18 protein-coding genes are annotated in these 24016 nt (G+C 67.8%); 10 read left to right on the forward strand and 8 right to left on the reverse strand.

Annotation, left to right across the window (positions count from 1 at the left end; translation table 11 throughout):
- The first annotated feature begins 72 nt into the window (after window positions 1-72).
- Window positions 73-1074 (forward strand): M48 family metallopeptidase, encoded by a 1002-nt coding sequence (locus tag V2L32_RS03415; protein ID WP_331235069.1) that lies wholly within the window; start codon window positions 73-75, stop codon window positions 1072-1074.
- 40 nt (window positions 1075-1114) lie between these two features.
- Here the strand turns inward: V2L32_RS03415 and V2L32_RS03420 are convergent, their stop codons facing one another.
- The gene (locus tag V2L32_RS03420) at window positions 1115-3646 is read right to left on the reverse strand and encodes an efflux RND transporter permease subunit (RefSeq protein ID WP_331235070.1); all 2532 of its coding nucleotides are present in this window, start codon (window positions 3644-3646) and stop codon (window positions 1115-1117) included.
- A gap of 176 nt (window positions 3647-3822) precedes the next feature.
- Between V2L32_RS03420 and V2L32_RS03425 the strand changes: the two genes are divergently transcribed.
- Window positions 3823-4482, forward strand: a complete 660-nt coding sequence (locus V2L32_RS03425) for a TMEM175 family protein (RefSeq protein ID WP_331235071.1) — start codon at window positions 3823-3825, stop codon at window positions 4480-4482.
- A gap of 266 nt (window positions 4483-4748) precedes the next feature.
- On the opposite strand, the gene V2L32_RS03430 is transcribed toward V2L32_RS03425, so the two are convergent.
- Complete coding sequence (locus V2L32_RS03430; RefSeq protein ID WP_331235073.1) at window positions 4749-7517, reverse strand: S8 family serine peptidase; 2769 nt, start codon at window positions 7515-7517, stop codon at window positions 4749-4751.
- 47 nt (window positions 7518-7564) lie between these two features.
- Window positions 7565-9586, reverse strand: coding sequence for a bacterio-opsin activator domain-containing protein (locus tag V2L32_RS03435; protein ID WP_331235075.1), 2022 nt, complete (start codon window positions 9584-9586; stop codon window positions 7565-7567).
- 438 nt (window positions 9587-10024) lie between these two features.
- Here V2L32_RS03435 and V2L32_RS03440 point away from each other — a divergent pair, with 438 nt between their 5' ends.
- From V2L32_RS03440 to V2L32_RS03455, 4 genes are all read left to right on the forward strand, one after another.
- The gene (locus V2L32_RS03440) at window positions 10025-11362 is read left to right on the forward strand and encodes a hypothetical protein (protein ID WP_331235077.1); all 1338 of its coding nucleotides are present in this window, start codon (window positions 10025-10027) and stop codon (window positions 11360-11362) included.
- A gap of 392 nt (window positions 11363-11754) precedes the next feature.
- On the forward strand, window positions 11755-11925 hold the full coding sequence (locus V2L32_RS03445) for a hypothetical protein (RefSeq protein ID WP_331235078.1): 171 nt from the start codon (window positions 11755-11757) through the stop codon (window positions 11923-11925).
- Entirely contained in the window at window positions 11918-13384 is a 1467-nt protein-coding gene (locus V2L32_RS03450; protein WP_331235080.1) for a sodium:solute symporter family protein, read from the forward strand. Before V2L32_RS03445 ends, V2L32_RS03450 begins: the two co-directional genes overlap by 8 nt.
- A 347-nt stretch (window positions 13385-13731) precedes the next feature.
- A complete protein-coding gene (locus V2L32_RS03455) occupies window positions 13732-14967 on the forward strand; it encodes an OFA family MFS transporter (protein WP_331236577.1) in 1236 nt (411 codons plus the stop codon).
- Between the two features lie 89 nt (window positions 14968-15056).
- Here the strand turns inward: V2L32_RS03455 and V2L32_RS03460 are convergent, their stop codons facing one another.
- Entirely contained in the window at window positions 15057-16700 is a 1644-nt protein-coding gene (locus V2L32_RS03460; protein WP_331235082.1) for an amidohydrolase, read from the reverse strand.
- 146 nt (window positions 16701-16846) lie between these two features.
- Here V2L32_RS03460 and V2L32_RS03465 point away from each other — a divergent pair, with 146 nt between their 5' ends.
- From V2L32_RS03465 to V2L32_RS03480, 4 genes are all read left to right on the forward strand, one after another.
- Window positions 16847-18004 (forward strand): M20 family metallopeptidase, encoded by a 1158-nt coding sequence (locus tag V2L32_RS03465; protein WP_409348425.1) that lies wholly within the window; start codon window positions 16847-16849, stop codon window positions 18002-18004.
- Window positions 18005-18675: 671 nt separating this feature from the next.
- On the forward strand, window positions 18676-19212 hold the full coding sequence (locus V2L32_RS03470; protein WP_331235084.1) for a hypothetical protein: 537 nt from the start codon (window positions 18676-18678) through the stop codon (window positions 19210-19212).
- A 371-nt stretch (window positions 19213-19583) separates the two neighbouring features.
- Window positions 19584-19814 carry an Lrp/AsnC ligand binding domain-containing protein gene (locus V2L32_RS03475; protein WP_331235085.1) on the forward strand — a complete coding sequence of 77 codons (231 nt, stop codon included), beginning with the start codon at window positions 19584-19586 and terminating at the stop codon, window positions 19812-19814.
- 280 nt (window positions 19815-20094) lie between these two features.
- Window positions 20095-20535, forward strand: coding sequence for a universal stress protein (locus V2L32_RS03480; protein ID WP_331235086.1), 441 nt, complete (start codon window positions 20095-20097; stop codon window positions 20533-20535).
- Window positions 20536-20691: 156 nt separating this feature from the next.
- Here the strand turns inward: V2L32_RS03480 and msrA are convergent, their stop codons facing one another.
- The 4 genes from msrA to V2L32_RS03500 all read right to left on the reverse strand — a co-directional run bounded on the left by msrA (window position 20692) and on the right by V2L32_RS03500 (window position 23942).
- The gene (gene msrA / locus V2L32_RS03485; RefSeq protein ID WP_331235087.1) at window positions 20692-21234 is read right to left on the reverse strand and encodes a peptide-methionine (S)-S-oxide reductase MsrA; all 543 of its coding nucleotides are present in this window, start codon (window positions 21232-21234) and stop codon (window positions 20692-20694) included.
- A gap of 59 nt (window positions 21235-21293) precedes the next feature.
- Window positions 21294-22040 (reverse strand): iron-sulfur cluster assembly protein, encoded by a 747-nt coding sequence (locus V2L32_RS03490; protein ID WP_331235089.1) that lies wholly within the window; start codon window positions 22038-22040, stop codon window positions 21294-21296.
- Window position 22041: 1 nt separating this feature from the next.
- Window positions 22042-23091, reverse strand: coding sequence for an amidohydrolase family protein (locus V2L32_RS03495; protein WP_331235090.1), 1050 nt, complete (start codon window positions 23089-23091; stop codon window positions 22042-22044).
- A 71-nt stretch (window positions 23092-23162) separates the two neighbouring features.
- Entirely contained in the window at window positions 23163-23942 is a 780-nt protein-coding gene (locus tag V2L32_RS03500; protein ID WP_331235092.1) for a YqcI/YcgG family protein, read from the reverse strand.
- Window positions 23943-24016 lie beyond the last annotated feature (74 nt).

The following is a 24016-nucleotide window of genomic DNA, read 5'->3' on the forward strand; positions in this document are numbered from 1 at the left end:
ATGATCGGATCGGCCTGACGTCTCCGCCTGCGTCTCCTCACCACGCTCCTCGCGGTGTTCGCGGTCAACCTCGTGATACTCGCGTCGGTGGCGTGGGCCGTCCACGCCCTGTTCACGGTCTCGGGAACGGACCTCTCGGCGCCCCTCCCGCTTGCCGTCGGGCTCGTGTTGCTCGGCTCGCTAGCGCTCGTCGCCGTCGAGGCGCGCTACGGTTATCGCCACACCCTCCGCGCCGTCGGCTCCGAACCGGTCGAGGGCGACGGGCCCCGGAACGTGGCGGGGCGAGTTAGACGACTGGTGGCCGCCGCCGACGTTCCCGTCCCGGAGGTGGCGATCGCCGAGAGATCGGAACCGACCTGTTTCTCCGTCGGCGACGGGACCGGGGCGACCGTCGTCCTCACGCGTGGCCTGCTCTCGGAGCTCGACGACGTCGGACTCGACGCGGTCCTCGCCCACGAGATCGCCCACCTCGCGAACCGCGATACCGCGATCGCGACGGTCGTGGCGACGCTCTCGTCGCTCTCGGGCTCGCTGTTCGCCCGCGAACGCCGTCTGGGCGACTGGCTCGTCTTCCTCGTGGCGATCGGGACCTACGGCGGACTCGCAGTGGTGCTCGTCGCCGGCCCGCTCTTGCTGGTGCTCCTCGCGTTCGCCGTCGTGAGCGTCTTCGCTCGCCTGGCCCTCGCCGCGAACGCGCTCTGGGCGGGTCTCCACGCCCAGAGCGCGTTCGCGGCCGACCGAGCCGCGGCACGCCTCGTCGGGGATCCGACCGCGCTGGCCGCCGCCCTGGAGACGCTCGCGCCGAGGGTCCCCGACGAGGACCTCCGCGCCCACGCCAGCGCCACCCTCGGCATCGTCCTGGTCCCGATCGAAGAGCGCTCGGCAGAATCCGCCCAGAGGAGTCGACGATCGCCGAGTTCCTCCCCCGGTCCGAGGACTACGAGGGCATCCGCGGGATCGCGACGCGCGACTTCGTGCTCTACCGGGCGCTCGGACGCCTCGGACGGGCGCTCGAGTGGCAACCTGCGACCCACCCGCCGGTCGATGAGCGGATCGATCGGCTGCTCGGGATGACGAACGAGCGGGTGGCCTGATCGGCGGTTTCGAGTTTCGATCAGTTCTCGGACTCAGCGGTTCCAACAGAGATCCCCCGTGACCCGAACCTGCGGCCCCAGAGCACGAGCAGGCTCGGCAGCACCAGCACGCTCGCGACCCAGGCGAAGGCGATGGTGAGCCCGGTGACGATCCCGAAGCGCTGGAGCGACGGGACGAGCGTGAGCGCGAGGATGCCGAAGCCGGCGACGGTCGTCGCCGCAGAGGCCAAGAGCGCCCCGCCGGTGCCGGTGACGGTCGCCGAGAGCGCGGGGATCGCCTCCGCGGTCGCTCGCTCCTGGAGGAAGCGCTCGCTCACGTGGATGGCGAAGTCGACGCCGATACCGATCGCGATCCCGGTGATGATCGCCGTTTCGCTGTTGTACGGGATCTCTAGCAGGTACATCGTCCCGAGGATCCACGAGAGCGCGGCGAGCACCGGAGCCATCGTCACGGAGCCGAGCGAGTAGCTCCCGTGACGAATCCGGAAGACCGCGGTGAGAAACGCCCAGACGAGCGCGAGCGTGATCGCGAACGTCGTCACGAGCGACTCGAGCACCTCCTCCTGGACGAGTTCGAGCAGGATCGGCGGCCCCGTCGCGATCGCGGAGATGTCCTCGGGATCGTCCGCCACCGCCGCGACCGCGCGCATCTCGGAGAGGACCGTCGCGGTCGGCACGTCGCCTCTCACCGTGACCTCCATCCGAAGCGCCTCGTAGCTCCCGTCCCCGCGGGCGACGACCGCAGCCATCGCCTCCTCGTCGGCGTCGAACGCCGCGTCGAACAGCGCTTCGATCTCGGTATCCGGAACGCCATCGCCGGTCGTGTCAGCCGCGTCGAGCGCCGCCGCGACGCTCTCGTTCTCGGTCGCCAGCTCCTCGATGGCGTCGAGCGGCGTGCGGACGGCGAGTTCGTCACCGAACCGAAAGGTCGCCTCCGAGGCGTTCGCCCGATCGGCGGCCTCTTCCAGCGCGGCGAGGGTGGCCGGATCGGTCACCTCCCCCCTGACGAGCACGTCGACGTTCGATCCCTCGTTCGCGCTCCCGAACGTCGCGTCGAGGTAGCGGGCGTTCGCCTGGAGGGTGTACTGACCCGGCCTGAACGGCTCGGGGACCGACTCCATCCACGCCGGGCGTTCTTCGGGGAGGAAATCGTTCTCGTCGATGCTCGTCTCGACGTTCGCCGCGCCGTAGGCGCCACCGAGGCTGACGAGCAGGACGAGGACGACCACGACGACCGGCGCGCGTTTCGCCGCGACGGTACCGATCCCGAGGACGCTCGCGAGCACCCGACCGGTCCCGAACGCGCGTTTCTCGCGCTCACCCCACCGACCCTCGAGGGCGTCTTCGAGTTCGAACTTCACCGCCGGGAGCAGCGCGCCGAAGATCACGAACGCGGCGAGGATGCCGAGGCCGCTCAACAGCCCGAAGTCCCGGATCGACGCCAGCGCGCTCGTGAGGTTCGAGAAGAAGCCGATCGCCGTGGTCACCGTGGTCGCGCCGATGGCGACGACGACGCCCGCGAGCCCGAGCCGCATCGCTCGCCCGACGTCCGCCCCGGGAACGGACCGCTCTTCCCGATACCGCATCACGACGTGGAAGGCGTAGTCGATCGAGAGCCCGATCAGGAGAAAGGGCACGGCGATCAGAATCTGGGTGAACTCGATGCCGAGCCAGCCGACGAAGCCCGCCATCCACGCGAGGACGAGCGCGATCCCGACGAGTCCGAGGACGACGTCGAACGGGTCACGATACGCGACCGCGAGCAGCGCGAGCACGAGGACGAGCGCGATCGGGCCGATCAGCGCGAAGCTCTCGCCGGTCGCCTGCCCCGCCTTCTCGTCGACGATCCCCGGCCCGAACGCGAAGGTCGTGAACTCCCCCTCCGAACCCTCGGCGATCTCACCGATCGCCACCTGTGCGTCGACCAGCGCTGGTGGGAGCTCTTCGGCGTCCGGATCGCCACGGTCGTGGACCACGACGAACAGTTGTGCCTCGGCGCTCGGCCCCTCCGCGTCGACCGTCGCGGGGAGGAACTCCGCGAGATCGGAGTCGGGGTCGTCGAGCAGGTCGACGACGATCTCGTCGATCTCGTCGTCCGATCGGTTCTCGATCGCCTCCCGTTGCTCGTCGAGGGTCGGGTCCTCCGGCGGCGGCCCCTCGGCCTCCTCGGCGAGCGCGACGAAGCCGACGATATTCGCGAACCCGATCGTCGCCTCGTCGTCGAGCGTCGGCGCCACCGTCTCGTTCGCCTCGATCGTCGTCTGGAGCGAGAGCGTCTCGAGCAGTGCCTCGCGCGAGAGCCCGCGGTCCTCGCCGGTCTCGTCTCGAAGGACGACCAGCGTCGTCACGGAGTCCCCACCGGTCTCGAAGTTATCGTCGACGTAGTCGGCGGCGTCGGCCTCCTCGGAGTCCGTCTCGAAGCCCGCGATCACGAAGCCGCCGTCGACCGCCGTTGCCCCGTAGCCGACGCCAGCGGTGAGAAGCAACACGACGACGATCACCGCGTGGCTGTGCCGACAGATCAGCTCCGCGTACCGGCTGACCGGGTCCATCACCGACTCTCCCCGACTCTCGACACCACACCCTTCGTTGGGAGGTCCAGTATATGACCGTTCGCTTGTTGTCAGTCAGATCGTACTGACGGTTTTTCCGGGGTGGGCTGAGAACCACCTCCGGGTCGGGTTGACCGCCGGTAGTCATATGTCGAGACTCCGAGTATCGGCCGCGAGTGAACCCGATATGGAAAGCGGGGGCGCCATTCGCCACGGTCACCGCGGAGGACGGGCGGCGAAGCGTGCTGTTCACCCGACTGCTCGCGCTGAGTGACGGCGTCTTCGCCATCTCGCTCACGTTGCTCGTCCTGAACATCGAGGTTCCGGCCGATGCCGAAGTCGACGGTCTCGGCCCCGTACTCGCCGCGTTACAGCCCGACCTGATCGCGTTCGTCGTCACCGTCTTCGTCGTCGGGATCTACTGGCGCAACCACCACCAGCTCTTCGAGACGTTTCGGGGCCTCGACGGCACCCTCGTCGGACTGTCGATCGGCTACCTCGCGCTGATCGCGCTCGTTCCACTCCCGAACGACCTCATCAGCTCGTACCAGTTCGACCCGTGGGCGTACGTCGCGTTCGCGACCCTGCTCACCCTGCTCTCGGCGCTCGACACCGGGATGTTCGTCTACGCGTGGCGAGCGGGGCTCGTGCGGCGGTCGATCTCGACCGCGGCCGCCGGGGTCGAGGTAACGCGGGGGTTGGTGAGCACGCTCGTCTTCGCCGCGAGCGTGCCGCTCGCGTTCGTTCTCGTGAGCGCCACGCCGCTGCTCTGGATCGCGCTCCTCGTCCTCGATCGACTCGTGGTATCGGCCGGCGAGCGGACGGATCGGGGCTGACGGTCTCGATCCCCGTCAGTTCGCTCGGCCAGGTCACCTCCCCGAGCCCGGTGAGGGTATCGGCCTCCGTACACTCGACCTCCGCGAGGGCGTCGTCGGAGCGCGCGCCGACGTTTTCCACCGAGTACCCTGCGTCGCCCTCCGAATCGTCAGGATCCGCTGCGACGTCCGGGTCGACGGTTGCCTCGATCGGGTCGGGACCGGTCCATGAGATTCGACGTCCGCGTCGAGATCGGCGGTCGTTCGTCGGTGAGACCCGCTCGCGGCTACGTCTCCCGACCGGCCGCGATCACGAACCGCTCGGTTCCCGAGATCGAGGTCCACTCGCGGTCGGTGAGCGTTCCTTCACCCGTCTCGGCCGAGACCGCGATCGGTCCGAACTCGTACGGGCCCGTCTCCTCCTCCTCGTCGGGCGCCTGTGCGAAGTGTGTCAGGCCCTCGTAAGCGCTCTGCGGGTCGTCGAGTCCGAAGTAGACGTGTGTGCCCCCGCCGAGCGCCGGCGTCGTCGCCTCGACGTCGCCGTGTTCCTCGTCGACCTCCCAGTCCGGCGGCACCGTGTCCCGCACGACGACCTCCTGTCCGTCGGGGTAGCGCACCTCGACGTCGAGTTCGGTGCGCGTCGTCTGGCCGCCGGTGTACACGGAACCGTCGTCCTCGCGTGTACCCTCGACGACCAGCCCCTCCGGGTCGAACGTCGTCGAGAGATCGACGCGTGCTCTGGCGTCGAAGCCGTTGACGAGGCCGGGTACCGAAACGAGCTTCGCGACGACGAGGAAGACGCGTTCGCCGCCCTCTCCCTCGAGGTCGTCGACGCTCACGGACCAGGAGATAGCGGCGTCGCCCTCGATCCCGGCGTCCCGGGCGACGACGTTCGGGTCACCCGTCAGCTCGTCCGGGTTCTGGACGTCGTAGGCGAACAGGTCGACGTGCGGATCGGCCAGCGCGGCGTCCGAGTTACCACCCGAGAGGTGGCCGAACTCGACTGCGGCCTCGAGTTCGCCCGGTTCGTCCACGCGGACGTAGCCGGCGAGCGCGCGCTCGTCGCGCGGGACGTCTAGCCCGATCTCGCCGGAGACCGTCTCTCCCGTGATGTCGCGCGTAACGGCGTCGAGCGCCGTACCGACGTTCGCCCGGCCGTAGCCCTCGTACGGGTCGCGCCGGCCGTGGGTGTAGACCGGCGCTTTCGCCGCGTGGTACGGCGCGGCGACGAGCGCCGACTCGCTCGCGGTCGCGAGGATCACCGACTTCAGCCGGAGGACGTCCTCGTAGCCCGTCTCGGCGGGTTCGGGAATCGAGATCGCACTGGGCGCGTCGTTCTCGAGCGCGTCGGCGACGAGCCCCACCATCCCGGCGACCGAGGGCGCGGCCATCGAGGTGCCCGCCTTCCCGGTGTACTCCCGCAGCTCGCCGAACTCGTCGTCCGCACGGCGTCGGCCGCGCGCACCGCGGTGGCGGTTGTGCTCTGTGCCGATCTCGAGCGTCTCGTCGCCGCTCAGGTCGAGGGCGTCGGTGACGACGTCCGCGAGTTCGACCTCGTAGTCGAGTTCGCCCGTCACCGCGGGGTCGATGTCGAGGGAGGGTTCGACGTCCTCTGCGTCGAGTTCGTCGAGATCGACCACGGGTTCGAGTTCTGCCTCAGCGGCCGCCGATTCGGGCTCCTCGGTCGTCACCCCCTCCCCGGGCTCGCCCGTATCTGCGGCGATGTCGAGGCGGGTGAGTTCGCCGCCCGGCGCGGTGACGTCGGGCTTCATGTACGGCTCGCCGCTCTCGTCGATCCCGGCGAGGCCACCCGAGGAGAACGAGGAGATGCCGTCGCGCTCGTCGGTCGCCACCACCGAGATCGCCTCGTTCGCGACCGCGGGCGCGCCGTTTCCGCTCGCGGGCGTCGCGTCGTTGCCGGCCGCGGCGACCGAGAGCATCCCCGCCTCCGCGATCCGCCGGATCGCGGAGGGGATATCGTCGAGGGTCTCCGCCGCGGCACCCAGAGGTAAGCCGCCGACGTAGCCCCAGGACATGTTCACCGCGCGGACGTTGAACGTCTCGGCGAACGCTTGGGCATGGTCGCCGAGCGACTCGGTCGCGGTCCCGAGGTCGGTGAGGCTCACGAGGCTGAAGCCGGGGGCGACACCCGCGTGAACCGAGAGGTCGCCGTCGCCGGTCGCGCCGCCGGCGGTTTCGTCGGGTGCGAGCCACGCGCCGACCGCGACGGTCTCGACCTCGCCGGTCGAGAGGATCTGTCCCTCGATCGCCTGGATTCGAACCGTATAGGTCGCCTCACCCTCGTCGTGGACGGTTCCCGTCTCGGCCATCGTGTTCTCGAAGGTGGTCTCGGAGAGCCCGTTTCCGCCGGCCGACCGCGCGAGTTCCTCGCCGTCGGGACCCTCGATCACGACGTCGATGGCGGTGCCGTAGGCGCTCGCGAAGACGCCCGTACCGGCTTCGGCCTCCACCTCGTACGTGAGCGTGTCGCCGAGGACGAGCGTCGTTCGCGGAGCGTCCTCCGCGTACCGATCGAGATCGATCGCGCTCGCGCGACCTGACCCCGTCATGATCGACGCGCAGTGAGTACCGTGGCCGTTCTCGTCGCGCGGGCGGTCGTAGCCGCCGAAGCGGGTGTGGTCGTTGTGCCAGGCGACGAGTTCGGGCAGGCCCGTCCGTCGGACACCCGCGAACGGGTCCTCGGAGCCCTGCACGTCGATCTCGAAACCGTCGTCGGTGCTCACCGTCAGTCCGTTCCAGGGACCCAGGTCGCCGTGACGGCTGTCGGTTCCGGAGTCGGTGAGCGCGAGCGAGCGCATCGGGTTTCCTCTGTACCCGCGCTCCCAGGCCTGCAACGCCTCCTGGACCCGGACGTTCGTGAAGATCGACGGGTCGCCGTCCGGGTCGGGGTCGTTCCCGAGCAGCGCAGCCGCCGGGTTCGACGCGCCGGTCCCCAGCAGACCGGCTCCCGCGAGCAGGCCAGTCGACTGTACGAATCGTCGTCGTGAGAGAGCAGCACGGTCGTCCGAAGACCGTACGTTGCCACGCCGTGGCATTGAACGAACGGAGGGACGGTGTAACGAAAAGGGGTGAACCTAATCGGTTAGGTCGGCAGCCCCGTGACGTCCACCGGCGGCTCCTCCTCGAAGAACGCATCGGCGAGCTTTCGCTTGGCCCCCCGTATGTGCTCGTGGAACGTCGGCTGGGAGATCCCGAGGAGGTCGGCCATCTCCTCGCCGGAGTTCCGTCTGGGCCACTCGAAGTAGCCCGAGAGGTGGGCGACCCTGAGCACCTCCCGCTGCCGGTCGGTGAGCGCATCGGTCATCCGCTGACGGATCGCGACGTCCGGGGTCGCCGACCGGTCGCGCTCTCGCTGCGACCGGAGCGTCGTCGCCTCGTAGCTGTCCTCGATGCCGCGGACGACGGCTCTGACGTCCGCCCCCTGCGGGAGTTCGACGACGAACCGGCCGTCACCCTCGGTCGCCCTCGCCTCCCGGACGACACAGCCGTAGTCGGCCAGCGTCCCGGCGACCGACGGCTCCGGGCCCGTGAGCCGGAGCAGCCAACCCGAATCGTGCTCGGCGACGACCGTCGCCTCCGCCTCGGGGTCCCCGGCGACGAGGTCGACGATCGTCTCCGGGTCCGCCCCCTCGACGCCGACGAAGGCGACGATCCCCTCGGCCGTCGGGGTGACGCCCTCGACCGTCACGGTGCAGGAGGCCGCCGCCGAGAGGTCGACGAACCCGACCGAGCGGTCCCCGATGGCGAACTCGAGTTCCGTGACGGTGTCGGAGATGAGCGCCCGTCGACTCTCGGCCGCGCTGATCGCGTACGCGATCGTTTCGCCCAGCTCTCCGAGGACGCCCCGCTCCTCGTCGTCGAACGCCTCCGGCCGCGGGGCGTAGAGACAGAGCACCCCGTAGGAAGTGTTCCGGTGGACGAGCGGGACGGCGATCGCCGACCGGTAGCCCCGCGAGAGCGCCGCCTCGCGCCACGGCGCGAACGCGGGGTCCTCCGCGATCCGCTGGGCGACCTGAATCTCGCCGGTCCGACAGGCCGTCTCGGCGGTGACGTGCGTCTCGCCGGGTCCCGAGGGCCGCTCGTCGAGGTAGCCCGACTCGGCGCCGGCCCACGTCCGAGGGGTGACGCGCTCGCTCGTCGCCGTGTACTCGCCGATCCACGCGAGCCGGTACGGTTCGGTCTCCGAGAGGTTCCGACAGACCCTCTCCTCGATCTCCTCGCGGGTTCTGGCGTGGACGAGCGAGCGGGTGACCTCCCGGGTCACCCGATTGACGTGCGAGGTCGTCCGGAGCCGGTCTGCGGTCTCTGAGAGCGCGCGCTGTTTCCGGCGTCTGTCCGTGATGTCACGGCCGATGCCCGCGATCAGGTCCTCGCTGTCGCTCCGCTCGAGTCGCGCGCCGGTGAACTCGTACGGGACCCGCTCGCCCGACCGGGTGAGGAGGTCCGCCTCCTCCTTCGCGCTGCCCGCCTCGATCACCCGGTCGATCGCCTCCGCGATCCGCTCTCTGTGCTCCCCCGCGATGAACTCGATCGGCTCCATCCCCGCGATCGTCGCGTCGTCGTAGCCGGTCGTCGCGGCGAACCGGTCGTTCCACCGGACGAACCGGCCGTTCAGGTCGAAGACGAAGAAGAGGTCCGGGATGGCGTCCATCGCCTCACGAACGAACTCGCTCTCTCGGCGCAGCGCGCGCTCGGTCCGGCGGTTTCGCGCCTCCGCCGTGACCGCCCGTGCGACGTGTGCCGAGAGGGTCGCATCGGTCCCTCCCCGGTGGATACACCGGTCCGCACCCGCCTCACACGCCCCCGGAACCGCCGCGTGGTCGTCGTACAACGCGACGATCGGGATCTCGGCATCGCGTTCCCGGACGGCCGCGACGACCCCCTCCTCGGCGTCGCAGACGACGCAGTCCGTCGCCGCGTCGATCTTCTCAACCGATTCCGGGTCGAGCGGAGTCGATCCGATCCCGTGGTCGCGCTCGAGGGTCGCGAGCATCGGGTCGAGCGTCTCCGGCGCGCGCGTGAACAGGACCAAGCGAACCGTCCCCTCCTCCGTCACCACCGTCGGTTCTCCCTCTCGCCGTCCGTCTGGTACTCCGGTCGTCATGGGTAGTCGTCGGTCCTCAGGTGGGGCTCCGTCGTGGTAGCTGTAATGCCAACGGCCCGGGTAGCGTCCTGCGGAGTCTCCGACCGCGCTGATCGACCCGTGCGATGGCACCGAACCGGCCGCTCGCTAACCGATCACTCGCTACGACGACGATTCAGGCGTGCACCCACGCTCTTCGCCAGCCTATAGACGGCTCAGTACGTAGGGAGGGCGACGCTTCGGTCGGTACACTACCTGCCGTTCGTCTCGACCCGTCGAGACGGTAAACCGATACAGCCGTGCGTACGATCGCGAGTTACCGTCCCGTAACCCGACCCCACACCGCAAACTCTCTTTTCGGTTCATACGACGACCCGAGAACCCCTCCTTACCGATGAACGGACGGATTCACTCGCGGGAGATCGAGCGTGAAACGAAGCTCCGACACACGATAGAGAGATGACCGAGAGGACCGAAAACAGGGGATACCACCTCCCTCGAAAGGGGAAGGCGGACTGGCACACCCCGCTGAACGAGAACTTCGAGGGGATCGACGCGGACGTCCAGGCCGCGCTGGACGAAGCGGACGGGCTCTCCCCGGGCGATCTCGACGGAGAGGATATCAGTCCGGAGTCGGTCGAGACCGACGTATCCCGGGGTCAGGAGGGGTCGATAACGTGGAACGTACCGAGCGACTACCCGACGGTTTCGGACGCCTTCGACGCCGTTGATCGGATGCGGCTCCCCGTCGGCATCTCGCTCGACATCGTCATCGAGTCGGGACACGACCTCCGGACGTTCGTCTCGAGATCACAATCCGACTACAGGAACGTGCGGATCAGGTCCGAAGGCGACGTCGTCGGCCTCTCGCCCGACTTCGGCGGGCGAAACGTGTTCCAGTTCTCCGATCACTGTGCGGCGCCGCGTATCTCGATCCTCCTCGACGGGGAAGTCGACGGCGAGAAACACCCGTCGCTCGGCTTCCGGCTCTCGGAGGCGTCCACGATGACGATCGACGAGGGGTGTGGAGCGATCAACTGCGACGGCGGGATCTACGCGATGTTCGGATCGGTCGTCAACGGGTTCCGGAGCGTCTTCTCGAGCCACAGACGGCGGGGCGTCAACGTCACGAACGGCTCGTCGGGCTACTTTCAGGAGGCCCGTGTCGACGACTGTGGCGACTTCGGTGCACGTATCGGTGAAGCGCGCTGTCAGGTTCACTTCGCGGACGCCAGAGGCTGCGGAACGGGTGTCTGGGCCAATCAGGGGGCGCTCGTCGGCGCGGCGGGGGTAGACGTCTCCGGTAGCGGAACGGGAATCAACGTCCACAGAGGGGTCGTGATCAACGCGAGGGCCGCCAGGATCGACGACTGTTCGACCGGCGTGATCGCCCGCGAGTCCCTCGTCAACCTCGACGGGGCGCGTTCGGGGGGCTGTGGCAAGTTCCTCGACTCGCAGCGCGCCTCGACCGTCTCGTGTCACGGCGTAACCGTGAACGGCACCGCCGACGAGGCCATCCGGGCCACGCGCGGCTCGGCCGTACACTTCGAGGGAGCGATCGAGAACGCCGGCGGGTCGGGGATCCTCGCCCGGGGCGGGTCGCGGGTGAACGCCGAGGGACGGATCCTCGACTCCGACGGCTGGGACGTCGAGGTCCAGGACGGCTCGATCGTCCACGCGAGGGGTGGCCCCGGCGGGCTCCGAACCACGTCGTCGGGTCAGTATCCCGCGTTCGAGGACCTCAACGTCGAGCCCAACGAGGTCACCGGACGGGGGATCGTGTTCACCGACGTGTGAAACGTTGGGACGATCGGAGCCGAGCGAGGCGGGTCGTCGACGAGCGAGCCCGTCCGGTCGGGCACGGCCGTTTCGCCATCGGGGACCGGCGGTATCGGCATCGGATCGATACACAGCTACCGGTCGCGCGGAACACTGGTGCAGAAACGATGGGAAACGGGGTCGAGGGTTCTCCGGCGACCGAATCCCGGAGGTCGATACAGGATGACACAGCGACACGCCCGAAGAAACTCGACGGTGGTCCTCCGTGGCCGCCGGACTGGCCGACGCTCGCCGGTCGAGCCCCGGTATCCGCTACAGACCGTTTTTCGACATTTCCACATGCGCCTCGGAAACGAAGTGTTTAAACCGGTCGTACGAGACGTTCGCCCCGGCTTATGACAGTGATTGGCATGCCACTAGAGATGTTCCTGGTGTTCGTCGCCACGATCGCCGCCGGGAGCCTCGCGGCGGTGCACTACCTGATCGTCCACGTGCTCATGGGCAGACCACCCGAGGAGAACGTCCCCGGGTCGAGACGGGAGCTGACCGAGTCGAGCACGGAGCGCCCCGTCGATGACTGAGCCAGTGGTCGCAGTCGGACTCCACCCACTACAGTTCGGTCTCGGAGAAGACGTCAACCCGGTCTACCTCGGGCTGTTCGTCGTCTACCTGCTCGCGATCCTCGCGATCGGTCTCTGGGGCTACCTCCGGACCGAGGATATCGACGACTTCTGGGTGTTCGGGAAGGAGCTCGGACCCGTCCTCGCGACGTGGTCGCTCGTCGCGACGTTCGTGAGTTCGGTGAGCGTGATCGGGTTCATCGGCGCGGTGTACGCCGACGGCTACGCGATCATGACGGGCATCATCTTCGGACTGATGCTCGGCGTGAGCGCCTTCTACTTCGCGACGCCGTACGTCCGTGAACTCGACCTCGTCACCTTTCCCGACATCATGGCCGAGGTGACGGGGATCCAGGCGACCCGCCCGGTCGCGGGCGGGATCCTCCTGCTCGAGGCCTGGCTCTACATCATCATGCAGCTGCTCGGCGCGGCGCTTCTGGTCACGGCGATCACGGGCGTCCCCTTCGAGTACATGGTGTGGGTGATCGGGGCCGTCTTCATCGCCTACACCGCCCTCGGCGGGCTGGTGAGCGTCGCCTGGACCGACCTCGCACAGGGGGTGTTGATGGTGGCGACTGTGTTCGTCGCCTTCTTCTACATGATCTACGACCTCGGGAGCCTGACGGCGATCAACGAGCAGTTCGCCGCGATCGATCCCGCGTTCGTCGATCCGACGGGAGACGGGGCGTTCACGCTCACGTTCCTCTTGGCGACCCAGCTCGCCTTCTTCGGGACGATCTTCACCGTCCAGTCGATCATCATCCGGGTGAACGCGACCACCGACGTCAGGACCGCGAAGCTCCACGTCGCCTGGGGCGGGGTGATACTCTCGGTCTTCTACGCCGCGTTGATCATGCTCGGCGGGGCGACGACGGTCGCGCTCGAGGATGCAGGCCTCGCCGCCGACCCAGTGGACATGGCGTTCCCCCTCCTGATCACCGAGTACCTCCCGACGGCGGTCGGCTCGGTCATCATCGTCGCAGTGATGAGCGCCATCCTCTCGACGACGGATCAGAGCCTACACGCGGCCGGGATCACGACCGCCAACGACATCTACGACTACTTCGCCGACGACGCGAGCCAGGAGAGGCTGTTCGGCGTCTCCCGTATCGCGACGGTCGTCGCGGGCATCACGGCGATCCTGGCGACCGTCGACCCGCCGGGGACGATCATCTACATCTACGAGTTCAGGGCCGTCTTGTTGACGGCCGCGCTGTTCATCCCGGTCTACGCCGGCCTCTGGAAGCGCGAGCTGTTCACTGGACGGGCGCTCGCCACCTCGATGCTGCTCGGCGGTATCGGTAGCGTCGCCTGGCAGCTCCTGGACGACCCCCTGGGGATTCCCGCCGTGTTCGCCGGCGGGGGGCTCGCGGTGGCCGCGCTGATCGTAGTGACGATCATCGAGCGGAACACCGACTGAGGCGGGTCGAAACGGACGCCGTCCGGTCGGATCGAGTCCGTTCCACGCGGTCGGTGACGGCTACGGATCGAAACACATCTACCGATCGCGCGGAACACTGGCGCATGCACGACGGGAGACGGGGGCGAGGGCTCTCCGGCGACCGAACCCCGGAGGTCGACATAGGATGACACGGCGACTCGCGCGAGGAAACCGATGACGGTTCCCCGTGACCGCCGGACTGGCCGGACGATCGGGGGCGGGTGGTACGAGCCGTGAGCCGCCCCAGGCGGATCGCCGACCCGGGCGCGGAGGCGAAACGGATACTCGGGCGCTCGCGGTGGTGGCAGATCGCCGCCGCCGCGGTCATGATGGCGCTCGTGAGCCCGTACCAGTACGTCTGGGCGTCGATCGAGGGGCCGCTGGCGGTCGAGCTGAACGCGTCGCTGGCGGCGCTCGGCTTCGTCTTCACAGCCTACGTCGTCGTCATGGCGCTCGTCCAGTTCCCCGCGGGCTGGTGGCGCGACCGGTACGGTCCGCGCGCCGTGACGCTCGTCGCCGGCATCCTCGCCGGGGGCGGCTACTTCGCGCTCGCGTTCGCGACCGAGGTCTGGCAGGTCTACGTCGTCTACTCGGTCGGCGCCGTCGGCGTCGGCATGGTCTACACCGTGGCCGTCAACACGGCGATCAAGTGGTTCCCGGACCGCCGGGGACTCACGACGGGGATCGGGACGATGGCGTTCGCGGCGGGGAGCGCGGCGTTCGTCCCCTACGTCAGGGCGGCGGTCGCCGACGGCGCGCTGGCGAGTGCGCTCTCGAACATGGGGCTGCTCATCGGGGTAGGCATCCTCGTCGGGACGGTGGTCCTCAGGGACCCTCCGGTCGGGTGGGACCGCGTCGAGCCGACGGAGCCGCGGACGACGGACGCGGACAGCTCCGAGGAGGCGTCCGAATCCCTGGAGCGGACGGATCGAACGGAGAGCGAACGCGAGGGGGCCGACCGCGCGCCCGACGGCGGGACGTGGTCGTTCACGTGGCGGGAGATGGTCCGGACGTGGCAGTTCTGGGTGATGTACTTCATGTTCTTCGCCGTCAGCGCGGCGGGGCTGATGATCACCGCCAGGGTCGTCCTCTACGCCGAGCAGGCGAACCTGACGGCGGCGGCGGTTACGGCGGCCGCGACACTCCTCCCCCTGGCGTCGGGCGGCGGCCGGCTGATCGTCGGCGGCCTCTCGGACCGGTTCGATCGCGAACGCGTCACCGCCGTCTCCTTCACGCTCTGTGGGCTCGCGACGCTCGCGATCGTGGCCTTCGCCGGCTTCGAGTCCGGGATCGGCTACATCCTCGCGGTGGGCGTCGCGGTGTTCTTCTGGAGCTCGCAGTTCTCGCTGTTCCCGAGCCTCGTCGGCGACTACTACGGCGCCGAACACTCCTCCACGAACTACTCGATCGTCTACTCCGGAAAGATGTGGGGCGGGGTCTTCGGCGGCGGCGTCGTCGGCTGGCTCGTCGGCGCGATCGGCTGGGACCCGACGTTCGTCCTCGGTGGGGTGCTCGCGCTGGCGGCCGGGATCGTCGGGTTCGTCCTCCGAGCGCCCCGGTAGGACACGGGATCGGGGCGGCCGAACCGCGAGGACCCGGGAGATCGGACCGACCGCGGCGTCTCCCGACGACGATCACGAGCGCACTGTGTTCACCCGGTGTACTCGATCGAGCCGCCGACGATCGTGTACTCGACGTCGAGATCCGCGATCGTGACGGGATCGACCGCCCGGGGGTCGTCGGAGAGGACGGTGACGTCGGCCAGGGTGTCCGGTTCGAGTCGTCCCTTCTCTCCCTCGGAGAACTCCAGGTACGCGGCATCGGGGCCGTAGAGCCGGAGGGCGTCCTCGACGGGGACCCGCTGGTCCGGGCCGACGACCTCGCCCGTGACGGTCTCGCGGGTGACCGCCGTCCGGATCCCCACGAGCGGGTCCCCGGTCGTCACGGGCCAGTCGCCGTTGCCGGCCGTCGGAACGCCCGCCTCCTGTAGCGAACGGACCGCGTACGTGTGATCCATCCGCTCTTCGCCCCAGTAGACCCAGTTCCGCGAGACGTCCCCGCCGAGGAAGGAGATCGACGAGGAAACGCAGGCGCCGACCGCGGCGATCCGCTCGACCTGCTCGGGGTAGGTGAGCCCGCCGTGTTCGATCCGGCAGCGGTGGTCCTCGTCGGGGTCGAGCGCCGCCTCGAACGCGTCCAGGACGTGATCGATCCCGCGGTCGCCCTGGCCGTGAACGCAGACCCGAAGCCCCGCCTCGGCCGCCCGTTCGACCCGATCGGCGAGGTACTCGGGATCGATGTGGAGCACGCCCTCGTACTGCGGGGAGCCCTCGGGGACAGCCTCGCCCTCGTACGGTTCGGACATCGCGGCGGTCCGACCGGTGAACGCGCCGTCCATGAAGTACTTGATCCCGACGAGGAAGAGCCGGTCGCTCCCGAAGCCGGTCTCGAGGCCGACGTCCCGTACCCGTGAGAGCAGGTCCATCCCCTCCGCGCCGAGGTCCTCGCCCACGTCGCCCTGGAGCATCAGTCCCAACCGTACCGGCAGTCGTCCCTCGCGAGCGAGCTCCTGATAGATCCGGAGGTCCTCGGGTCGGGTGAGCGCGTCGTGGGCCGTCGTGACCCCCCACGCGAGTAGCTGCTCGAACGCCCGTTCGATCCGATCGCGTCGCTCCTCGCGGGTCTCCTCGGGAATCACATCGTGCAACGGTATCTCCGCCGCCTCACTGACGAGTCCCGATGGCCGCCCGTCGTCGTCCCGCTCGATCACCGCGGGCGGCTCGGGATCGGGCGTCGTCCGGTCGATCCCCGCGAGTGCTAGAGCGACCGAGTTGTAGACGCTCCCGGTGTGCCCGCCGACGCTGGTGACCTGGACCGGGTTCTCGGGGGCGGCCTCGTCGAGGTCCCAGCGGTCGATATGCCGATCCTCGGCCTCCCAGACGAGTCCCAGGTTGTAGCCGGAGCAGACGATCCACTCGCCGTCGGGCGTCGCCTCCGCACGCTCGTGGATCCGCGCCGTCACGTCCTCGATCGATCGGTTCGGTGGCGATCGACAGTTCACGTGCTCCATCCTGGCGCCCGCGAGCGGGACGTGGACGTGCGTGTCGACGAACCCCGGGAGCGCGGCACGTCCGTCGAGGTCGACCACCTCGGTGTCGGGTCCGATCACCTCGCTCACCTCGTCGGTCGAGCCGACCGTCCGGACGCGATCGCCGACGATCGCCAGCGCCTCGGCGTCGGGTCGCTCCGAGAGGGTCACGACGGTACCGTCGAGCAAAACCAGGTCGGCGTGCATGGTGGTAGCACGCGAGCGCCCGAGTAAAGCGGTTCGGGAGCGGGCAAGCCGCGAGCCGGTCCATCGGGACAGGAGCAGCGGAGGATCACTCGGCTGCCGCGTCGGACACCTTTATGCTCCGCTACCGGATCGGTCGGTCCATGCCGATCGAGAGTACGATCCGAGAGCTACTCTCCGACCTCGTCCGTGTCGAGACGGAGAACCCGCCCGGCAACGAGGCCGCCTGCTCGGAGCGGATCGTCGAGTGGTTCGGGGAACGCGAGATCGACGCGAAGCTCGTTCCCGACCCGTACGAGGAGCGTCCACAGGCCGTCGCGACCGTCGGCGAGGGAGAACCGACGCTCGTCCTGAACGGCCACGTCGACGTCGTCCCCGCCGGCGATCGATCGCAGTGGAGCCACGACCCCTACGGGGCGGAGATCGACGGCGACAGGCTCTACGGTCGCGGCGCGGTGGACATGAAGGCGGGCGTCGCCGCCGGCATGGTCGCGACCGCCCGGCTCGCAGAGGAGATCCGGTCCGGAGCACTGGGGGGATCGATCGTCTTCCAAGCGGCGATCGGCGAGGAGACCGCCGAGCCGGGGACAAAGCGGCTGCTCGAACTGGGTTACGGAGGTGAGTACGGCGTCGTCCTCGAACCGACGGGGCTACGGACGGCGACGAGCGAGAAGGGGCTGGCGTGGTACGAGATCACCGTCGAGGGCGACCCCTCCCACGCTAGCCGTCCGGATCGGGGATCGAACGCGATCCGGAACGCACAGCCCGTGCTCGACGCGCTCGATCGCTACGACCGCCGGGTTCGCGAGCGCGAGGACGACCTCGTCGGTCGGGCGTACGCGACCGTCACCGAGTTCGATGCGGGGACGAAGGAGAACGTGGTGCCCGAGCGCGCGAGTATCACCCTCGACCGACGCTTTCTCCCCACCGAGTCGGCGGAGACGGTCGACCGCGAGATCGACGACCTGCTCTCGGGGCTCGAACGCGCCTACGGGATCGAGACGGACTGGCGGCGCACCCGGACCTACGAGTCGGCGGAGATCCCCGTCGACAGCCCGCTCGCCGAAACCGTTCGGGAACGCTCCCGGGAGGTCGCGGGCGTCGACGACGAGCCGTGGGGGATCCAGGCCTCCACCGACGTCCGAAACTTCGTCAACGACGCGGGGATCGAGGCGGTCACCTGGGGCCCGGGCGACATCGACGAGGCGCACACCTACGACGAGTCGGTCGACCTCACGGAGGTCGAGACGGCTGTCGAGGTGCTCGAGGCGGTCGGGCGCGACCTGCTCGGCGAACGGGGCGAGTGAGCGCACGGGTCGACCGGCGCGATCGCACGAGGGTCGGGAGGGTGGTCGAACCGACCGACTACGCCCGTCTCCCCGAACTCCTCTCGCACCGTCTCTCGCTTCGGCGGGGTGTGCATCCGACAGGAGCCGGTTCGAGTTCTTCTCGTCTCTCCCCCGTGTGGTCGCTGGAACGCCGCCTGACGAGATAGACGCACGTCGCGACGCGTCGAACTGGGAGCGTCGAGAAGACGGGCACACCTCCGTGGGGGACAGGGACGAGCGAGTCCGTCTTCGATCCGTCACGGTTCGCGGGATCGACCACGCCGACGTTGCCGTTGTCCGGCAGCGGGAGTCCGACATCCTACCGAGATGGAACGAAAGCGGGTGTCGAGGCGCTCCCGAGTAGCCGGATCGGTAGTTCGACTCGGAGTACGTGAGTTCTCCCATCGGCGTACTGATTCCGGTCTCGTGTCTCACAGAGGCTCTCCCGGGATCTGTGGTAACGGTCGGAGAGCGGCAGACGAATAGAGCGTGCACGCTCGGTGAGAACGACGTTCGATACGCCCGTATCCCGGCGTACCGTCGCAACGTTTAGTTCGGTCGGGAGCGAACTGGTCGTCGCGGAGTTTACCATGAACGATGAATATACTCGGACGTTAGTCCCTCGTACCATCGAGGGGACGGAGGCACTCGTGAGTACGGACCCCGGCGAGATTTTTCTCGACATGCCCGCCACGAGCCCACGTTACATACGCGTTCGGGAGGGTGAGATCGTACAGGAAGGCGACGTACGGTCGCGAGACGAACGCGAGTTAGAGTCGGCCTCCCTTCGGAAGTGGAAGATCGAGGAGATCGGGTCGAAGACGGTCGTCGGAAGCAACACCGAAACGGGAGCGCGTCGCGAGTGGGATCGTGAATCACTCGAACAGCGGCTCGGGATCGGATCGTTCAGTACGGATCTCACCAACTTCGAGCGCGTCAGCGTCACCGAGGCCGGAACCGAGGAAAACGACGATCGTCCTCCAGTGGTGACCGTGATCGTCTACGGGAACAACGGAAAGAAGTTCATCCAACGGTATCGACTCCTCGAGGACGGGGACGATACCGACGAACGCCGCCTCGATCTGTACGAACCCGATAGAAAGACGGAAGCGTTCGACGACGAGCTTCGAGAGCGATTCGTCCGGTCCGTCGAACTCGCATTGCGCGGCGAAGGCTATGCCGTCTAATCCGGTCACGTGCGAGACACGACGCGCTCTATCGGATTGCAGTGAGAACACCCGACGGACCGGGGGACGTCGCTCGAAACGAGGTATCCGGGAAACGAAGGTCGTCAGTAGGTTCGCGTACGTGTGGGCTCACGTTGTACCGGACCCGGGGTACCGTCTGAACCCCCACGTCCGACGCTGGTGTCCTCCCGACTGACGGAAGCGACCCCGCAGCCGAGAGAGCGATCGTTCCCGACGAGCACGACGGGATCGCGTGCCGAGTGCGGTCTCGAAGTGTCGCGAGAGGCCGCCTCCGGAGTACGGGCAGTCGAATCGGACGGTACGGAGAGCCTACCCCGGTCTATTTACAGGATCCGCCCGTTCTCGGTCGTATGGTCAGGGCGTACGTTACGGTCACGACGGTGACGGAGACGTCTCCAGATATCGTCGTCGAACTCCGGGAGCTTGAGGGGGTGAAGAAAGCCGATATCGTCGCGGGGAGGTTCGATATCATCGTCGAAGTCGAGGCCGATTCCCACCAGGATCTGCTCGTGCTCATCACCGAGAAGATTCAAGCGGTCCCGGGGGTCGGGCGAACGAATACCTGCATCGTCCTCGAATAGACGTCCGGAGTCACTCTCTCTCTCTCTCTCTCTCTCTCTCTCTCTCTCTTTCAGTCTCTCCTCGCACGTCTATCGACGACCGGTCCGGTGAGGGGAACGGACGTAACCGGTGTGCCGGATGTACCCTCACCACCCGTCAACGGAACGAAACCCTCTCCTGTCTCCGCCAGAGACTGCGCGTCTACCGGAGTCTCCCCGAAGACGGTGCATCCACGCGGCTGCGCTCGCGAGCGGCGAACCGGCCGGGAAGTGTTTTGTCACTTGCTACCCTCTCTCGTGTATGTTCGAGCAGATCCTGATCCCGACGGACGGAAGCGATGCGGCACGAGACGCCGTGAAGACCGGAATCGACGTGGCGGCCGAACACGAGGGGACCGTTCACCTGCTCTCGGTGGTCAAACCGGTACGCTCCGGCGACGAGGGTGTGTCCACCGACGAGCTACAGGAGGTGATGCAGGGGGCGAGAGAACGCCAGGTCGCGGAGCTGGCCGAACTGGCCGAAGCGAACGGAGTCGTGGCGATCACGGACGTTCGAGAGGGAGTTCCGTTTCGGGAGATCATCGACTACGCCGAGACGAACGATATCGACCTCATCGTGATGGGGACCCACGGTCGAACCGGGCTCGGTCGGTATCTCCTCGGGAGCGTCACGGAAAAGGTGGTCCGACTCTCGGAGATCCCGGTTCTCACGATCCACACGCGTCCGACGGAAGTGGAGTGAGGGGAGGCGCCGCGTTCACCGGTCGGTGTCGTACACCATCCGTCTGCAACGGAGTCTTCGGGAACTATACGGACCCGATAGACGTATCGGCGATCATCGAGCTTGGAGGCGTCAACTCTACATCGAGTAGAGAATGGGCTTCGTACGGTAGATACCCTATACTCGCTCGACCTTCTCCGCGAACTTCTCTCGCACTTTCTCCAGTTTCGGCGGGATGTGCATCCGACAGTACGCCTGGTTCGGGTTCTTCTCGAAGAAGTCCTGGTGGTAGGCCTCGGCCTCGTAGAACGTCTCGAGCGGCTCGATCTCGGTGACGATCGGATCGTCGTATGCGCCATCCGCTTCGAGGACCTCGACGAACGTCTCGGCCGCCTCGCGCTGGTCCTCCGTGTGCGTGAAGATCGCCGAGCGATACTGCGAGCCGACGTCCGGGCCCTGCCGGTTCAGCTGCGTCGGGTCGTGGACGGTGAAGAAGACTTCCAGCAGTTCGTCGTACCCGATCACCCCGGGGTCGTAGGCGATCTGAACGACCTCGGCGTGGCCGGTCTCGCCCCGACAGACCGCCTCGTAGGTCGGCTCCTCGACGTGACCACCGGCGTAGCCGGAAGTGACCGACTCGACGCCGTGCAGTTCCTCGAAGGGCGCCTCGATACACCAGAAACAGCCGCCACCGAACGTCGCCAGTTCCGTCTCGGTCATAGGGGGAAAGAGGGGTTCGAGCGGCTAAGGCGCTCCGGTCAGCGCCCGACCTGCGTCCGTCAGTATCGGCGCCCGACCGTCGCCTGCCGCGATTCGTGGAGGCCGGCGCAGATCGCCGCCTGTCCGCCGATGTTCGTCCGTGCGAGGCGCGTCCGCCGGTAGACCGTCTCGAACTCCTCTACCCGAATCGGCTCCCCCGCGTGGTCGCGGAAGATAGGTTCCCCACGCTCGAGCAGGCCGACGCGCTCGGCACGGTCGAGATATAGCTCGATCGGTTCTCGCTCCGTACAGACGACGACTGCGCCGTCGACCGGGACGAGCGCGCGGTCGCCGTCGAACTCGACGTCATCGGAGGTGAGTGAGACGAGATCGGCGTCGTCCATCCCGGACTCGCGAAGCGCGCGCACCGCGTCGTACTGGCGGGCGAGTCTGGCCTTCTCGAGCAACTCTCGCCGAAGCTCGTCGAGACCTCCCTCTGCCTCCGCGAAGGCCTCCACGAACTCGAGGTCGTCGTTGACCCCGTCGGTGATCTCCCCGGCGTGCATGTGGTCGAGGAGTTCGACCCGGGCCGAGTGGACCCCGGGGACCGACAGGGCTTCGCGTCTCGCGTCGGCGGCCATCATCCAGGCGAACGCGGGCGAGCACCACGCGGTCGGGAGACGGAGCGAGAGGTGGGCGTGGTCCCCCTCGACCCGGCACTCGATCACGTAATCGAGGTCGACGATCGAGCGGTCGAGTTCCGGGTCGGTCACCCGTCGAACGGCATCCCTCACCGCGTCGGTACTGGCGTTTACACTCCCCGCCATCTCAGTCGGCTGCCGCCTCGTACTGGTCGCCGAGGTCGAACTCGCGGCTGATCTCGTCGTCGGCGAGCGTCCGCTTGTACTCGTCGATGTCGATGTCGTAGAGCCCGGCGGCGTTCTCGCCCATCACCTTCCGCTTGGTCGCTAAATCCCACTCGACGCCGTATTCGGCGCGCTCGGCGTCGGTGAACTCGAAGTCCATCACCTCGGGGACGAGCCAGTCGGGCTCCCAGATCGCGTAGTCGGAACCGAACAGCAGTCGATCCTCGCCCAGCCAGAACAGCAGCTCGCCGAGGATCTCCGCGAACTTCCGGGGCCGGGTGCGTGCGAACGGTGCGGCGACCGCGAGGCCGCCGTAGACGTTCGGCTCCTGGGCCGCTATAAAGCAGAAGTCGTCGAGTCGAGGGAGTCCGACGTGCTCGACGACGAAGTTCAGGTCCGGGAACGAGGAGGCCGCGTCGTCGACGTCGGCGACGTCGAAAGCGTCCTTGTTCAGTGGCCGGATCGTCGGCCCCTTGTGCGGGTGGACGTTCTCGATGCCGAGCTCCTCGCACTTCTCGAGGAACTCGAACGTCTCGGGGTCGTCCAGACGCCAGCCCTTCGACTCACCGCGCCACTCCGCGGTGTAGAGCTTCACCCCGGGAATGTCGAAGCGCTCGTGCTGTTCTTCCAGATACTCGAGGCCCTCCTCACCGTCACGCGGGTCGAACGTCCCGTTCAGGACGAACCGGTCGGGATACTCCTCGGCGAGCACCGCGTTCTGTTCGGCCGTGTTGAACCCCTCCTCGTAGAAGTCCGTGAGGTAGGTCGACTGGAAGATCGCCATATCGACCGGTCCGTCGACGAACAGGTCACGGACCATCCGTTCGGGGCTGTAGTTCCGGTACTCCTCGAGGCTCCACTGCCGATCGTCGGGCGTGAACAGCGTGTGGTAGTCGTGAAAACACCTGATGAACTCCTCGCCACCCTCGTGAATCACGTTCTCCTCGCTCGCGTCCCAGCAGTGGACGTGGCCGTCGATGACGAAGACATCCTCGCCGTCTTGCTCGTACATGACAGACGATACCACGGACCACGAAGTAATGTATCTTTCAGTGTTTATAGTGAGAGGTCCGAGGAGGCAAATCAGTCGTCGGCGGGTGCTGTGGCCCCGTGAGCCGGGGTGAACGGACAGGTCTCCGGTGCCTGCGAGTCGTCCTCGGCCAGCAGGTACTGCGGCCACTCGTGGTCCTCGCCCCAGTTCCCGAGCGCGGGATGCGGGCCCGCGGAGTCGTACGCGTCGAGGCGCTCGTGGATCAGATCCCGCGCTCGTTTCCCGGCCTCGGTGTCGCCGGTGATCCCCTCGAAGATCGTCCGGGGCTGGAACGTGACCTCCAGCCCGAGCGCGCAGTAGCGGCTCTTTCGGCGCTCGTAGAACGGTGCACGGCCGGTCGGGAAGATCGGCTCGCCGGCGAAACAGAACTCCCAGTGCTCGTCGTCGGGGTCCATCGGGATCCCTTCCGGCCACGGGTCGGGGTCGTGGACGTGGAGGAACTGGAGTACGTGCCAGAGGGCGTCGTGCCACTCGGCCTCGCTCAGTTCCCGTTCCGCCGGCCGGAAGAACGCCGCGAACGAGACACGGTCGCCGTGGTCCTCGTAGATCGAGAGGAACTCCGCGAGCGCGTCGCGGAGGCCCAGCAACGCCTCCCGGTCGGAGAGCGACGGGACGAACGTGTAGAGCGGTCGGCCCTCGCGCATCGACTCGACGCCGAAGAAACAGGGAAACGGCGCGCCGTTCCGGTCGCCGAGCATCGACTCGCGGAAGTTCTCGAAGTGTGCGATCGCCCAGCCGGGAAGCTCGCCCGTCTCCGTCCACCGGGTGACCGTCTCGTGGTCCAGTACCGCCCCGAGGTGCCGTTCGTTCATACGCGGTGGGTAGGACGCGGGGAGCATCCGACTTTCGAGTGACCCGGCGTGTCGGGCGCTCCAGCCCACCCTAT

This window comes from Halalkalicoccus sp. CGA53, from assembly GCF_036429475.1.
Lineage (GTDB): Archaea > Halobacteriota > Halobacteria > Halobacteriales > Halalkalicoccaceae > Natronorarus > Natronorarus salvus.